Here is a 13,272-nt window from a genome sequence, read left to right as displayed (position 1 = left end):
GCCCCGCCCTCACCCCCACGCACTCCGTTGATCAAGGAGTTTGTGTCCGGTTCACCGGCTCTGGATGACACAAACTCCTTGATCACCGAGGCGGGGTGGTCGAGCAGGGGAGAGCATCACGTGGTGGGCGGTCGTCCGGATCGGCCGAGGTGGAGGTCGGTGCGGTCTGCTGGTGGCGGCGGAGCAGCTCCTGGAGGGCGGCGATCTCGGAGTGCAGGGCCTGGCGTCCCTCCCGGGTGATCCGGATCCACGTCCGTGGACGACGTCCGTGGTAACCCTTCTCCACCTCGATCAGGCGTGCCTCTTCCAGCACAGTGAGGTGCCGGGACAGGTTGCCCGCGGTGAGTTCGAGGGCCTCCCGGAGATAGGCCACCTCCACCCGCTCGCCTTCGGCGGCGATGGTCAGGATGCCGAGCCGGTGCCGTTGGTGGACCGTGTCGTCGAGGCCGTTCGTCGGGAATGGCCCGCTCGCGCGAGGATCGTCCACGGTGCTCACGGTTACCGATTGTGCTGCTTCTTCGTGGCGGCGAGCGCCAGACCCCCGCCGATCAGCAGGATCGGTGCCGGGAGCATGGCGGCGAGCATGAAGCTGAACCGGGTCAGATCGCCGCTCTGCAGGTCGGAGATCTGGAACCAGGCGTTCACGGCGACGAGTACGACGGTGTAGAGACCGACCACCACCCACAGGCTGCGGCTGCGTTCGAGGTGGGCGAGAACCGCCAGACCCACGGCGATCACGAGGTGCGGCAGCATGCCCCGGTTGGCGAGGCCGAGCAGCGGACCGGTCAGCCAATTGGTGCCGCTCGACACGGGTGCGCTGGTGTTCAACAGCAGGAACTCCAGGACGATCGGAAGGGCGAGGCCGACGAGCGTGCCCGCGATGCCGGCGACGACGTACGCCCGGGTCGGGGTCTGGACGCCGGCTCGCCGGCCGTGCCAGCGGTACCAGGCCAGGCCGGCCAGATAGCCGCCGACGAGCGCCACCAGCCAGTACCAGCCCAGAGCGGCCGACTTCTCCAGGAAGCCGCCGCCGAGACCGGTCAGTGCGGGGCCGTCGGACCCGGCGCGCAGCGGGGGTGGCTCCACCGACTCGACGTACAGCGGCGCGGCCGCCGCGATGAGCAGCCCGAAGAGCAGGAGCGGAAGCCAGTACGCCTGACGAGCCGCCCGGGCCTGTCGGCGGAGTGTGGTCATCGAAGCGAGCAGTTCCTGAGCACTGTCCTCGCGGGGTGACTCGGACGGCATGGTTCCTCCCGGCAGCCGATGCGCTGTAACCCAAATAGGTTTGCATTGCAAACCCAAATAACGCAAGCGACAGCTCTTGCTTCGACATTCCTCTAGGTTGACAGACGTCAAAACAGGAGGCAAGGTTGGCCCTGCTTCGATAATCATCTAGACAGGGAGTTCACATGTCCCGCGTCCAGCTCGCCCTGCGCGTGTCCGACCTCGAAGGCTCCGTGGCCTTCTACAGCAAGCTGTTCGGCGTCGACCCGGCCAAGCGCCGCCCCGGCTACGCCAACTTCGCGGTGGAGAACCCGCCGCTGAAGCTCGTACTCCTCGAAGGTGAGCCCGGCCTGCCGACGGTGATGGACCACCTCGGGGTGGAGGTGTCCACCACCGAGGAGGTCAACGCCGCGACCAGCCGGCTCACCGAGTCCGGCCTGATCACCCTGGAGGAGAACGACACCGAGTGCTGCTACGCGCTCCAGGACAAGGTCTGGGTGCGCGGCCCCGGCGACGAGCCGTGGGAGGTCTACACGGTCAAGGCCGACTCGCCGCAGCTGGAGAAGGCGACCGAGAGCGCCTGCTGCGCCTCGGACACGGCGGCGCAGCCCGCCGCTGTCTGAGCCGCATACCGCGAGGTCCCCACCGGCTCGTCTGCCGGTGGGGACCTCTGTCGTCGTTGAGCCGCCTCAGCGTGCCCACCGCGTACGTCGACTATCGCGCTTTGGCGAACCTCAGCCGTTTGAAGCCCTCGACGTAGACGAACCGCTTGCCGTCCGGAGAGAAGCTCGGGTCGTGCGCGCGGGCGCCGTCGGCGATCCTCGTCTTCTTCCCGGTGCCGACGTCGACCGACCAGACCCCGCCCACGTGGTCCGACGAGACGGCGGCGATCACCGACCGGCCGTCCGGCGACACCGCCAGGTCGGCGAGGCCGGGAAGCTCCGTGACGAACCTGGCCGTGGCCGATCCGACGTCCCACTCGGTCAGGTGCCAGGTGAGATCGTCCGGACTCACCTCGGGAGGCAGCGGCAACCTGCCGAGGGAGTCGGGTGCGGTGATGAAGAACAGCCGGTCACCCAGCGCCGCGGGCGACCGTGCCAGCACCGTCGACTCGCAATCCGTGTCACCGCCACTGAGGTTGAAGGTCGTCCCGCCCACCGTCACCGGAGAGCCGAACTCGTACGCCTTCCCGTCGGCGAGCAGCTGGATTCCTCCCGGACCGCACTCCCGGGGTGCCTGCACAAATCCCCGGTCGGCACCGTTCACGAGTGCGGCGTCGACGAGGAAGCGTGTCGACGCCAGCGGCTCGAACGTCTTGTCGGCGGGCGAGTAGCTGAGCAGTTCGGTGCCGTCCCAGCCGCATTCGAGGGCCACCCCGAGGTCGCCGTCGGGGCCTGCGAACAGGAAGCTGAACAAGCCCGCTTCGCAGGTGGATACCGCCGGCGCGCGCGTGAGAACGGGTTCCTCGGCGCTCCCGTCGGGTCGCTGCCGCCACACCTCGGCTACTCCCGAGCCCGAGGTCGAGGTCACCTCCCGCAGGTAGTAGACCCAGCCGTCGGCGGCCCAGACCGGATGGAACAGGGAGACACTGTCCAGGAGCCCCGTGACCCGGCCACACCCGCCGAGCAGGATCACGGCCAGTACGAGGACCGGCGTCAGAGCCGTACGCAACGCACGCACACGCGACCCTTTCCGTACTCACCTGCCTCGTTCCGTCCGTCACTCAGGGGGCTCACCGTAGGCGCCGCCGCTGTTGCCGGGGTGCGTACCGTACACCCGTCAGGTACTCCGGGGTGGCGACCCGTGCCGGCCGTGGGTTCTGCCGTCGACGGGAAGCGCAACCCGTCGCGAGCCCTAGCGGGACCGGACCACGGCCGTGACCTCGACCTCGAGCACAGCGCCCGGCAGGAAGAGCTTGCTGATCTCGACAGTCGTGCTCGCCGGCGGCGGTGTCCCCGGGAAGAGACGGCGCCGGACGGCCGCGTACGCCGGAAGGTCAGCCAGGTCTGTCATGAACGTGCGGATGTGCAGCACGTCGTCGAAGCTCGCCCCGTGCGCCGCGAGCACGCCGCCCACGATCTCGAAGATCCGTTCGGCCTGGGGGCCAGGGTCTCCGGGGGCCACCACCTCGCCGTCGTCGTCGACGGCGACCTGTCCGGCGAGCATCAGCAGCGCGCCGCCGCCGACATCGATCCGGGCGACGTGCGCGAAGCGGTCGCCGAACGGAGCCGCGACGGATGCGGGGTTGTCCAGGGTGAGGTGCATCAGCATCCCTTCAGGAAGTCGGCTGAGACGAGGCAGGAGAGATCCGCGTCCTGGTCCGGCGCGGCCCGCATCAGGTCGAGGGCGGCCTCCAGCACGGGAGCCGGCACCGGGCGGCGCAGCGCCAGCCGTGCGTCCTTCGCCGCCAGCGCGACTGCGAACGAGGCGCCCGGCGCGGTGACCCGCCCGACCGCACCGCCGAGGGCCCCTCGGCCGAGCACGTCGAGGGCGGTCTGTCTGTCGACACCGAGCGCTGCGGCGACAGCCAGCGCGTCGTGCAGCGCGGCGACACCCGTCACCAGGCCCGTGTTCGCGACGAGTTTGACGGCGGCGCCTGCGCCGATCGGCCCGCAGTGACGGACCGAACCGAGTTGTTCCAGCACCGGAGCCGCCCTCTCCACGGCATCGGCGGTGCCGCCTGCGAAGATCGTCAGCGTGCCGGCCCGGGCGGCGTCGACGCTGCCGCCGACGGGGGCGTCGAGGAGTGAGACGCCCGCCGGAAGCCGGCCGGCCACTGCTCGGACTTCGTCCGGCCCGATCGTCGACATCTGCACCACGACCGTTCCGGGCCGGAGCGCGGCGGCGGCGCCGTCCGGCCCGAACAGCACCGTCTCGACCGCGCCGGCGTCGGCGAGCATGACGACGGCGACGTCGGCTCCGTCGACCGCGGCGGACGGGCTCGCGGCCACCGTCGCGCCGGCCGCGCCCAGCGGCTCCGAGCGCTCCGGGCTGCGGTTCCACACTCTGACCCGGTCGCCGCCGGCCAGGAGGCGGCGCGCTATCGGCGTACCCATGTGTCCTGTCCCGAGGACCGCGATGATCTTCACGCCGTAACGCTAGGCCGGGGAGAGCAATGCGACCAACGAATGTCTCGCATGCCTGCCATGCGTGATTACCATGCCTGCCATGGAGACTCAGCTGCTGGAGGTGTTCCGCACCGTCGCGCGGCACGGCTCGATCACGACCGCCGCACGCGCCCTCAGCTTCACCCAGTCGGCTGTCTCCCGGCAGATCGCCGCGCTCGAGGCCGACATCGGCGCTCGGCTCTTCGACCGGCTGCCCCGCGGCGTCGCCCTCACCGAGGAGGGGCGAGAGCTGCTCCCGCACGCCGAGGCGGTCCTCGACCGGCTCGACGCGGCCCGGCGTGACCTCGACGACCTGCGCGGGCTCGGCCGAGGGCGGCTGCGTGTGGGCGCCTTCCCGACCGCTGTCGCGGCTCTCGTACCCCGGGCGATGGCGTCGTTCCGCTCGTCCTACCCGGAGATCTCGCTGTCGCTGGTCGAGGGCGTGACGCCGCGGCTGCTGGAGCGCCTGCTCGCGGACGAGGCGGATGTGGCAGTGGTCAGCACCTCGCCCACGGGCGAGCTGGATCGCGAACGATTCGACCTGCGACATCTGCTCGACGAGCGGCTCCTGGTCGCGGTCGCGCGCGACCACCGGCTCGCGCGCCGCCGCTCGGTGCGCCTGGCGGACCTCGCCCAGGACGCGTTCGTCGTGGGCTCGGCCACCGCCGAGAACAGCCTGCTCCGGGCAAGCCTGCCCAGCGGCTTCTCGCCGCGCATCGACATCGTCGCCGCCGAGTGGACCGGCAAGCTGGGATGCGTCGCCGCCGGGCTGGGGGTGGCCCTGGTTCCGGCCCTGGCGGTACGCGGAACCCCGCCGGACATCGCCCTGCTACGCCTGCATCCGGACGACGAGTCGGTACGGCAGGTATTCGCGGCGACCGTGCGGGGCAGGACGCCGTCGCCGGCCGTCACGCACTTTCTCGAGCATCTGCGGGCGGAGGCGGCCCACCTGGGCTGAAAAGCAGAACGCCGACCTGCGTCTCCGCTGATCGGCGTTCCTGTAGCCCGGCGAAAGGCTATGTGGCCAGGGGCGGGGTCGAACCGCCGACCTTCCGATTTTCAGTCGGACGCTCGTACCAACTGAGCTACCTGGCCGTGGTGCTCGGCACATGCTACCGCACGGGCCGATACGCAGAACGCCGCGCATCGAGCTGCGCGGCGTCAGCGCTTGCGGTCCTGACGGGACTTGAACCCGCGACCTCCGCCTTGACAGGGCGGCGAGCACTCCAACTGCTCCACAGGACCTGGCTGGTGTTGCATCCGGCGCGAGCCGGACCGTGCCCCCAACGGGATTCGAACCCGTGCTACCGCCTTGAAAGGGCGGCGTCCTGGGCCGCTAGACGATGAGGGCGGCCCCGCCATCATTGCACACTCGCAACTTCAAGCGGACTTGCTCCCATCCGGCCCCGCCGGAGGCAGGAGAAGCATATGTCATGCCTGCGCGGACGACCAAACCGGTATGGGCCTGGCCGTGGAGCCGGGTAAAACCGCAGGTCAGCGCGGTAGGGCGATGCCGAATCTCCGCTTCAGGTCCGGAATCAGGTGCCGGCAGGCGGCCATCGTCTGGGCCCGGTCGCCGCCCGCGTCGTGCATCAGCACGACCGAGCCGTGCCGGGTGGCACCCTTCACCCGCTTGATGATCGTCTTCGCCGGTGGGTGGTCCCAGTCCTGCGGGTCCACGCTCCAGTGCAGCGGGCGCAGACCCATCTGCTTGGCGATCGTGACCTCCTCGGCCGTCCAGCGGCCGCCGGGCTGGCGGAACCAGGTGATCGGCGCCTTGGGCGCGGCGGCGTGGATGGCCTCGTTCGTCCGTTCCAGGTCGGCCCGGATCTCGGCGGCGGAGCGCCGGCCCAGGTTCACGTCGTGGTGCCAGCTGTGGTTGCAGAGCTGGTGCCCCTCGCGGACGATCCGGGCGACCAGCTCCGGGTAGCGCTTGGCCTGCTGCCCGACGACGCAGAAGGTGGCCTTCACGCGGGCTGCCCGGAGCTGGGCCAGGATCTGCGGGGTGTAGCGGGGATCCGGCCCGTCGTCGAAGGTGAGCGCCACACCGTTGCTCCCGCTGGCCCGGTGCAGGCCCGCCGGCAGCTTCTTCGGCACCGGGCGCAGCTTCGGCTTCGCGGGAGTGGTGTGGGTCGGTGAGGGCTTCGTCACCGGCGTCGGTGACGGCGACGCCGAGGCCGACGGCGGTGCGGCGGCCTTTTCGGGTGACTTGCCGGCTTCGCCGCAGCCGGTGACGAGGAGCACCAGGCCCAGGGCGAGCGCCGACAGGGCGCGTGGACGCATTCGTCGCTCCCGGAGGGGTCGGGGTCAGACGGACTTTCCGACCGTAGTGGACGCCGACCCGGAACGGGAGAGGGGCTCAGCTCGTCGTCGACTGGTCCAGCGAGTCCCGTACCGCCACGGCCAGCGACAACGCCTCGGCCAGGTCCACCGGCCGGACCACCCCGGCCGGCAGCGAGTCGGCCCGCCAGCCGGGCCCGGCGGCGAGCACCAGCAGCGGCCGGCGCGGGACGGTCAGCAGCGCGGTGAGCTGGCACGGGTCGGCCGTCGCGCGGGTGTGCGACCAGAGCACCACGGCCGCCGGACCGGTCCGGTTGACCGCCTCCACCAGGGCGGGTACCGGCACCCGGGCACCGAGCATGCGATAACTCACACCGGCCTCGGCCAGTGCGGCGGCGAGCGCCTCCAGCGGCAGCGAGTGCTGCTCCTCGTCGGCGCAGGACAGCAGGATCCGGGGCGGCCCCGTGGTCGGGTGGGCCCGGGCCACAGTGGCGAACGCCACCGAGACGCACCGGGACATGAGGTGTTCCACCTCGATCAGCGCGGAGGTGGCGGCGTGCCGCTCCCCGATGCCGGCGAGCACCGGCCGCAGCAGCCCCTCCCAGGTCGCCACCACCCCGTCGGCGGCCAGCGCGTCGGCGATGGTCCGGCCGATGGTCACCGAGTCCAGTCGCATGGCGGCACGGGCCAGCCCGCGCGCCGCCGGACCGGCCCGCCCGACCGGGATGGTGGTGCCGCCGCCGTCGCGTACCGTCGAGGCCCTCGCCTTGAGGCCGAGCCGCTCCGGAGGCAGCACGGCCGGCGCCTGCCGGGCCCAGCGGGCGGCCTCGGCGGGCGCGACCCCCTCGGCGGTCAGCCGGCGCATGATCTCCAGCCGGGCGAGGTCGGCCGGCGTGTACCGCCGGTGGTGGCCCGGCACGTGCTCGCTGGGGCCGAGACCGTAGCGCTGGTGCCAGGTACGCAGCGTGGTGACCGCCACGCCCAGTCGGCGTGCGACGGCCCCCGCGCTCAGCGCCTCATCGGCCACCCGACCGCTCCGGTGCCTCGGTGGCCGGTACGCCCGGCCGGGACGCGTCGGTCGGGTGCAGCAGCCGGTTGACCACGCCGCCCAGCCACGGGGCGTACTCGCGGGGGTGGGCGTCCAGGTCGGCCACCACCGCGCCGGGGTCGACCCAGCGCAGGTCGGCCACCTCGTCCGGGTCGGGCCGCGTGACCAGGTCGGCCGGTACGTCGGCGCGCAGCACGTGGTCGTACTCGAACTCGACGCGTCCGGTGGCCGGGTCCTCCGCGTAGTAGAGGTAGACGCCCACCTCGGTGAGGTCGACCGGGTCGACGCCGAGTTCCTCGGCGAGCCGCCGGTTGGCGGCCTCGGCCGGCGACTGGCCGGGCAGCGGATGGCCGCAGCAGGAGTTCGCCCAGCGCAGCGGGAACCGCGTCTTGACCGCGGCCCGCTGCTGCAACAGCACCCGCCCCTCGGGGTCGACGAGGAGCACCGAGAAGGCGCGGTGCAGCCGTCCGGGTGGCTGGTGGGCGGTCGCCACGGTGGTCTCGCCGACCACCCGGCCGTCGTCGTCGACCAGTTCGACCAGGTGGGTCTCCCGTTCGCTCACGACATCGTCCCGGTGATCCGGGCGGCGGCGAGCTTGCCGCTGATCAGCACCATCGGCACGCCGACGCCCGGCTGGGTGCCGGAGCCGACGAACACCACGTTGTCCAGCGTGCGGTGCAGGTTGGAGGGGCGGAACGGGCCGGTCTGGAAGAGGCTGTGCGCGGCGGCGAACGGGGTGCCGGCGGCCATGCCCTGCGCCGCCCAGTCGGCCGGGGTGACGGCCTCCATCACCTCGATGCCGTCGCCGAAGCCGACGTAGCCGCGCTCCTCGAGCGTGGTCACGAGCTGCTCGGCGTACCGCTGCGTCAGATCACCCGTCCAGTCGAACGGCGCGCGTTCGAGGTTCGGCACCGGTGCGAGCACGTAGTAGGTGTGCTTCCCGGCCGGCGCCACCGACGGGTCGGTGCGGCTCGGGTTCGTCACCAGCAGCGACGGGTCGGTCATCAGCTCGCCTCGGCGGATCACCTCGTCGAACGTGCCCTTCCAGGACCGCCCGAAGTGAATGTTGTGGTGGGCGATCTTGCCATAGCCCTGCGTCGAACCGATGTGCAGCACCACGCAGGACGGCGAGTAGGTGAGCTTGCGCTGCCGGCTGGGCGGCAGCAGATCCTGGTAGGCGACCGGCAGGTCCGGGTTGAGCACGACCGTGTCGGCGGGGATGAAGTCGCCGTCCGCGGTGACGACGCCGGTGGCACGGCCGTTTGCGGTCTCCACCCGGGTCACGGTGGTGCCGTACCGGATCTGCACGCCGTGCTTCTCCGCCGCGCCGGCCATCCCGCGCGAGACCGCGTGGATGCCGCCGCGCGGGAAGCACACCCCGGCCACCGAGTCGAGGTACGCGATGACCGTGTAGATCGCCAGCGCGTCGTGCGGCGACAGGCCCGCGTACATGGCCTGGAAGGAGAAGATCCGCTGGGTACGAGGGTCGCGGAAGAACTGGTTGATCTTCGTCTGGAGTCGCCGGAAGGCGCCGTTGGCGAACAGCTTCAACAGGTTGCCGGTGAGCAGGTCGGTCGGCGCGTCGAGGTTGCGCTCGATGAAGTCGGCCCGTTCCCACTGCCACAGGTTGCGCGCGTAGTCGACGAAACGCAGGTAGCCGTCGGCCTCCCGGGGGCCGCAGACACGCGCGATCTCGGCGGCCATCCGGGTGGTGTCGGTGATGACGTCGAGCGTCGACCCGTCCGGGTAGTAGGCGCGGTACGCCGGGTCGAGCGGGCTCAGGTCGAGCCAGTCGGTCAGCTCCTCGCCCACCGCGCCGAGCGCCTCGGCGATCAGGTCGGGCATGGTGAGGACGGTCGGGCCGGTGTCGAACTCGTACCCGTCGACGCTGAGCCGCCCGGCGCGCCCGCCCGGCACCGGCTCGCGTTCCAGCACCGTCACCTGCCGGCCGCTGCCGGCCAGGTGCAGCGCGCAGGCCAGCCCACCCAGCCCGGCGCCGACCACGACCACCCGGTCGGTCCGTCCCTTGACGGTACGCATTCCGGCCCCCTTGCTCACGAAGTTGCTCATCATGCCCGCCGCGCCGTGGCGGCGGTGGCGAGGCCGGTCAGCGCGGTGCGCGCCGTCTCGTCGATCGGTGCGGTGCCGAGCGCGGCGAGCGCGTCGGTCACCCGGTCGGAGATCATCCGCTCCACCCGGGCCGTGGCCCCGGTGTCGCGGACCACGTCGGCCAGCCGGTCCACCTCGCGTGCCGAGGTGACCGAGCCTGCCCGCTCCAGGGCGCGGCGCTGCGCCGGGTCGGCGAGCTGCCGGGCCAGCATCAGCAGCGCGGTCGGCTTGCCGGTACGCAGGTCGTCCCCGGCCGGCTTGCCGGTGGTCTGCGGGTCGCCGTAGACGCCCAGCAGGTCGTCGCGGAGCTGGAACGCCTCGCCGACGGCCAGCCCGTACCGGGTGTACGCGGCGATGAGCGGGTCGTCCGCGTCGGCGCCGGCCAGGCAGGCGCCGAACAGCAGCGGACGCTGGACGGTGTAGCTGGCGGTCTTGTACCGCGCCACCCGCAGCGCCCGGTCGACGGTCCAGTTCGCCGAGTCGTTCTCGCCGAGCACGTCGAGGAACTGCCCGGCGACCGTCTCGACCCGCATCTGGTCGTAGCAGCGGCGCACGTCGAGCAGCCGGTCCGCCGGGACCGCCGCGTGTGCCATCAGCCGGTCGGCCCACACCATGCAGAGGTCGCCGATGAGGACGGCGACGGCTTCGCCGTACCGGTCGGGGTCGCCCGTGTGTCCGGCGGCCCGGTGCCGGGCGGCGGCGGCCCGGTGCGCGGTGGGCAGTCCTCGCCGGGTGTCGGAGGCGTCCATCACGTCGTCGTGCACCAGCGCGAACGTGTGCAGCAGTTCGAGCGCGGACAGGGCCGGGAGCACCGAGCACAGCGGTTCCTCCCCGCCGACCACGCCCCGCCATCCCCAGTACGCGAACGTGGGCCGGACCCGCTTGCCGCCGGCCAGCACGCAGTCGCGCGCCGTCGCGGCGAAACCACCCATCGCTGCGTCGATCTCGGTGAGCGATTCGACTTCCGCGGCCAGGAACGCCGCGAGCGTCTCATCGACCCCTTTGATCAGGTCTTTCGTGAACGCGGCCAGTACGCCGCGGACCGGATCGTCCGTCGCCCCGGGCTGAGCCGGCGCGACGCGGAGCGCATTACCCGCAACTGCGTCGTTGGCCATGTGGGCGAGCGTACCCTAGGGTTACGAGTTGCGTCGATTGCTGCGTCGAAACTGAGGAGGGCCGATGGACACGGATCTGACCGCTGCCTATGACCGCTGCCGCGAGCTGCACCGGCGTCACGGCCGTACCTACTATCTCGCCACCCGGCTGCTTCCCGCCTGGAAACGGCGGCATGTGCACGCCTTGTATGGATTCACCCGGTACGCGGACGAGATCGTCGACCGCACCGAGGAGCTGCCGCCGGCCGAGCGGGCCGCCCGGCTGCGCGAGTGGTCGGATCGATTCGTCGCCGGGCTGCACGGTGCGTCGGTCGACGACCCGCTGCTGCCGGCCGTGCTGCACACCATCGCCGTGTTCGACCTGGACCGCGACGACTTCGCGTCGTTCCTGCGCAGCATGGCGATGGACCTGACGGTCATGTCGTACCCGACCTACGACGACCTGCTCGACTACATGGAGGGCTCGGCCGCGGTCATCGGCACCATGATGCTGCCGATCCTCGGCAGCTCCGACCCGGCCGCCGCCCGCGAGCCCGCCCGTCAGCTCGGCTTCGCGTTCCAGCTCACCAACTTCATCCGGGACGTCTCCGAGGACCTGGACCGGGGCCGGACCTACCTGCCCGACGAGGACATGGCCAAGTTCGACCTGACCCGTGACGACCTGCTCGCCGCCAAGGCCGCCGGCCGCACCACGCCGCGCATCCGCGAGCTGATCGAGTACGAGGTGACCCGCGCCCAGGCCCACTACGTCGCCGCCGCGCCGGGCATCCCGCTGCTCGATCCCGCCTCGCAGGCGTGCATGCGCACCGCGTACGCGCTCTACGGCGGCATCCTCGACGAGGTGGCCGCGCAGGACTACGACGTCTTCGTCCGCCGTGCCCTGGTGCCGCGGCGGCGCCGGATGGCGGTGGCCGCGCGGGCGCTGCTCACCCCGTCGGGCACGCCGGTGCGGGTGCCCGGCCCGGCACTGGAACCGGCCCTGGCCGGATGACCGGCCGGACGGCGGTGGTGCTGTTCACCCGCGACCTGCGGGTGCACGACCATCCGGCGCTCGCCGCCGCCTGCTCCGCGTTCGACCGGGTGGTGCCGCTCTACGTGCTCGACCCGGCGTTGCAGAAGCTCTCGCCCAACCGCACCCGGTTCCTGCACCAGAGCCTGGCCGACCTGCGCGAGGCGCTCCGCAGGCGCGGCGGCGACCTGGTGATCAGGCGCGGCGATCCGGTGGCCGAGACGGTCGCGCTGGCCCGGAAGGTGGGCGCCGAGGGCATCGGGCTCTCCGCCGACGTGAGCCGCTACGCCCACCGCCGGGAACGCCGTCTGCGTGCCGAGTGCGAGCGGCACCGGATGTTCCTGCGCCTGTTCCCCGGCCTCACGATCGTCGAGCCCGGTGCGCTGCGCCCCGGTGGCGGCGACCACTACCGCGTCTTCAGCCCCTACTTCCGGGCCTGGCAGGGCGTGCGGTGGCGCGACGAACTGGCCGCGCCGAAGCGGGTCCGGCTGCCCGACGGCGTCGACCCCGGCCGGCTGCCCGACCCGCCGAGGGGCGACAGCCCGGATGCCGCCGTCGGTGGCGAGACCGTCGCCGGGCGCCGGCTCACCGCCTGGCTGCCCACCCTCCATCGGTACGACGACATCCACGACGACATGGACGGCGACGAGACCTCGCGGCTCAGCCCGTACCTGCGCTTCGGGTGCGTGTCGCCGCTGGCGGTGGCGAACCGGGCGGGTGACCGGGACGGACCCTTCGTCCGGCAGCTCTGCTGGCGCGACTTCTACCATCAGGTGGTCGCCGGTTTCCCCGACCTGTCCACGGTCGCCTACCGGCGCGGTGCGCGCGAGGACTGGCGCGACGACCCGCACGCGCTCGACGCCTGGGCCGAGGGGCGGACCGGCATGCCGATCGTGGACGCCGGCATGCGCCAGTTGCGCGCCGAGGGCTGGATGCACAACCGGGCCCGCCTGATCACCGCCGGCTACCTGACCAAGCACCTCGGGCTGGACTGGCGGCCCGGCCTGGAGGTCTTCTTCCGGTGGCTGCTCGACGGCGACCGGGTCAACAACTCGGGCAACTGGCAGTGGGTGGCCGGCACCGGCAACGACACCCGGCCGTACCGGGGCTTCAACCCGGTACGGCAGGCCGAGCGCTACGACCCCGACGGCGCGTACGTGCGGCGCTGGGTGCCGAAGCTTGCGTCGGTGGCGGGCAAGGCGGTACACCAGCCGTGGCGGCTGCCCGACGAGGTGCGCCGCACGATCGACTACCCGCCGCCGTTGGAGGTGTCCGGCACCGACCCGGTCTGGCTCCGCTGACGCTGACGCTGCCGCTCGCCGCTCGCCGCTCGCCGCTCGCCGCTCGCCGCTCGCCGCCCGCCGCCCCCCGGTCGCGGCC

The 13,272-nt window shown here is 72.1% G+C and carries 14 protein-coding genes and 3 tRNA genes; 4 read left to right on the top strand and 13 right to left on the bottom strand.

The annotated features are described in order from the left end of the window. Positions 1 to 82: 82 nt before the first annotated feature. Together EAD96_RS26065 and EAD96_RS26060 are read right to left on the bottom strand one after the other, a co-directional pair. Positions 83 to 496, bottom strand: coding sequence for a transcriptional regulator (locus EAD96_RS26065; RefSeq protein WP_121686122.1), 414 nt, complete (start codon positions 494 to 496; stop codon positions 83 to 85). A 2-nt stretch (positions 497 to 498) separates the two neighbouring features. Further along, positions 499 to 1,194 carry a hypothetical protein gene (locus EAD96_RS26060; RefSeq protein ID WP_233586179.1) on the bottom strand — a complete coding sequence of 232 codons (696 nt, stop codon included), beginning with the start codon at positions 1,192 to 1,194 and terminating at the stop codon, positions 499 to 501. 215 nt (positions 1,195 to 1,409) lie between these two features. Here EAD96_RS26060 and EAD96_RS26055 point away from each other — a divergent pair, with 215 nt between their 5' ends. Beyond that, positions 1,410 to 1,847 carry an ArsI/CadI family heavy metal resistance metalloenzyme gene (locus EAD96_RS26055; protein WP_121686120.1) on the top strand — a complete coding sequence of 146 codons (438 nt, stop codon included), beginning with the start codon at positions 1,410 to 1,412 and terminating at the stop codon, positions 1,845 to 1,847. A 91-nt stretch (positions 1,848 to 1,938) separates the two neighbouring features. Here the strand turns inward: EAD96_RS26055 and EAD96_RS26050 are convergent, their stop codons facing one another. From EAD96_RS26050 to EAD96_RS26040, 3 genes are all read right to left on the bottom strand, one after another. Beyond that, positions 1,939 to 2,859, bottom strand: a complete 921-nt coding sequence (locus tag EAD96_RS26050) for a hypothetical protein (RefSeq protein WP_233586178.1) — start codon at positions 2,857 to 2,859, stop codon at positions 1,939 to 1,941. Positions 2,860 to 3,078: 219 nt separating this feature from the next. After that, positions 3,079 to 3,489, bottom strand: a complete 411-nt coding sequence (locus EAD96_RS26045) for a RidA family protein (protein WP_199733305.1) — start codon at positions 3,487 to 3,489, stop codon at positions 3,079 to 3,081. Continuing rightward, positions 3,489 to 4,313: an NAD(P)-dependent oxidoreductase gene (locus EAD96_RS26040; protein ID WP_199733304.1), complete on the bottom strand. Its 825-nt coding sequence runs from the start codon at positions 4,311 to 4,313 to the stop codon at positions 3,489 to 3,491. Before EAD96_RS26040 ends, EAD96_RS26045 begins: the two co-directional genes overlap by 1 nt. Positions 4,314 to 4,392: 79 nt before the next feature. Here EAD96_RS26040 and EAD96_RS26035 point away from each other — a divergent pair, with 79 nt between their 5' ends. Beyond that, positions 4,393 to 5,289 (top strand): LysR family transcriptional regulator, encoded by an 897-nt coding sequence (locus tag EAD96_RS26035; protein WP_121686116.1) that lies wholly within the window; start codon positions 4,393 to 4,395, stop codon positions 5,287 to 5,289. Between the two features lie 63 nt (positions 5,290 to 5,352). Here EAD96_RS26035 and EAD96_RS26030 read toward each other — a convergent pair. From EAD96_RS26030 to EAD96_RS25995, 8 genes are all read right to left on the bottom strand, one after another. Continuing rightward, positions 5,353 to 5,426 (bottom strand) — tRNA-Phe (locus EAD96_RS26030). A 76-nt stretch (positions 5,427 to 5,502) separates the two neighbouring features. After that, positions 5,503 to 5,576 (bottom strand) — tRNA-Asp (locus tag EAD96_RS26025). Between the two features lie 33 nt (positions 5,577 to 5,609). Beyond that, positions 5,610 to 5,682: transfer RNA gene (locus EAD96_RS26020), tRNA-Glu, on the bottom strand. Positions 5,683 to 5,825: 143 nt separating this feature from the next. After that, the gene (locus EAD96_RS26015) at positions 5,826 to 6,614 is read right to left on the bottom strand and encodes a polysaccharide deacetylase family protein (RefSeq protein WP_121686115.1); all 789 of its coding nucleotides are present in this window, start codon (positions 6,612 to 6,614) and stop codon (positions 5,826 to 5,828) included. A gap of 76 nt (positions 6,615 to 6,690) precedes the next feature. Continuing rightward, entirely contained in the window at positions 6,691 to 7,638 is a 948-nt protein-coding gene (locus EAD96_RS26010) for a MerR family transcriptional regulator (protein ID WP_121686114.1), read from the bottom strand. Then, entirely contained in the window at positions 7,628 to 8,221 is a 594-nt protein-coding gene (gene idi, locus EAD96_RS26005) for an isopentenyl-diphosphate Delta-isomerase (protein ID WP_121686113.1), read from the bottom strand. The genes EAD96_RS26010 and idi overlap by 11 nt, the downstream gene beginning before the upstream one ends. Next, a complete protein-coding gene (gene crtI / locus EAD96_RS26000) occupies positions 8,218 to 9,699 on the bottom strand; it encodes a phytoene desaturase family protein (RefSeq protein WP_199733306.1) in 1,482 nt (493 codons plus the stop codon). The genes idi and crtI overlap by 4 nt, the downstream gene beginning before the upstream one ends. A gap of 29 nt (positions 9,700 to 9,728) precedes the next feature. Beyond that, positions 9,729 to 10,883 carry a polyprenyl synthetase family protein gene (locus EAD96_RS25995; RefSeq protein WP_121686111.1) on the bottom strand — a complete coding sequence of 385 codons (1,155 nt, stop codon included), beginning with the start codon at positions 10,881 to 10,883 and terminating at the stop codon, positions 9,729 to 9,731. A gap of 64 nt (positions 10,884 to 10,947) precedes the next feature. On the opposite strand from EAD96_RS25995, the gene EAD96_RS25990 reads away from it, so the two are divergent. Together EAD96_RS25990 and EAD96_RS25985 are read left to right on the top strand one after the other, a co-directional pair. After that, positions 10,948 to 11,874: a phytoene/squalene synthase family protein gene (locus tag EAD96_RS25990; protein ID WP_121686110.1), complete on the top strand. Its 927-nt coding sequence runs from the start codon at positions 10,948 to 10,950 to the stop codon at positions 11,872 to 11,874. Next, entirely contained in the window at positions 11,871 to 13,193 is a 1,323-nt protein-coding gene (locus tag EAD96_RS25985; RefSeq protein ID WP_121686109.1) for a deoxyribodipyrimidine photo-lyase, read from the top strand. Before EAD96_RS25990 ends, EAD96_RS25985 begins: the two co-directional genes overlap by 4 nt. The last annotated feature ends 79 nt before the right edge of the window (positions 13,194 to 13,272 follow it).

It is taken from the genome of Micromonospora sp. BL1, from assembly GCF_003667485.1.
Taxonomy (GTDB): Bacteria; Actinomycetota; Actinomycetes; order Mycobacteriales; family Micromonosporaceae; genus Micromonospora; species Micromonospora tulbaghiae.
Note: the sequence above shows the minus strand (reverse complement) of the source record. Positions and strands in the feature narration are given on the sequence as shown.

What these genes read in the sequence shown, in the direction of transcription:
- EAD96_RS26045 (WP_199733305.1), bottom strand. Translation starts at nt 3,489, where the DNA reads ATGCACCTCACCCTGGACAACCCCGCATCCGTCGCGGCTCCGTTCGGC.
- EAD96_RS26060 (WP_233586179.1), bottom strand. Translation starts at nt 1,194, where the DNA reads ATGACCACACTCCGCCGACAGGCCCGGGCGGCTCGTCAGGCGTACTGG.
- EAD96_RS25995 (WP_121686111.1), bottom strand. Translation starts at nt 10,883, where the DNA reads ATGGCCAACGACGCAGTTGCGGGTAATGCGCTCCGCGTCGCGCCGGCT.
- EAD96_RS25990 (WP_121686110.1), top strand. Translation starts at nt 10,948, where the DNA reads ATGGACACGGATCTGACCGCTGCCTATGACCGCTGCCGCGAGCTGCAC.
- crtI (WP_199733306.1), bottom strand. Translation starts at nt 9,699, where the DNA reads ATGCGTACCGTCAAGGGACGGACCGACCGGGTGGTCGTGGTCGGCGCC.
- EAD96_RS26035 (WP_121686116.1), top strand. Translation starts at nt 4,393, where the DNA reads ATGGAGACTCAGCTGCTGGAGGTGTTCCGCACCGTCGCGCGGCACGGC.
- EAD96_RS26015 (WP_121686115.1), bottom strand. Translation starts at nt 6,614, where the DNA reads ATGCGTCCACGCGCCCTGTCGGCGCTCGCCCTGGGCCTGGTGCTCCTC.
- EAD96_RS26055 (WP_121686120.1), top strand. Translation starts at nt 1,410, where the DNA reads ATGTCCCGCGTCCAGCTCGCCCTGCGCGTGTCCGACCTCGAAGGCTCC.
- EAD96_RS25985 (WP_121686109.1), top strand. Translation starts at nt 11,871, where the DNA reads ATGACCGGCCGGACGGCGGTGGTGCTGTTCACCCGCGACCTGCGGGTG.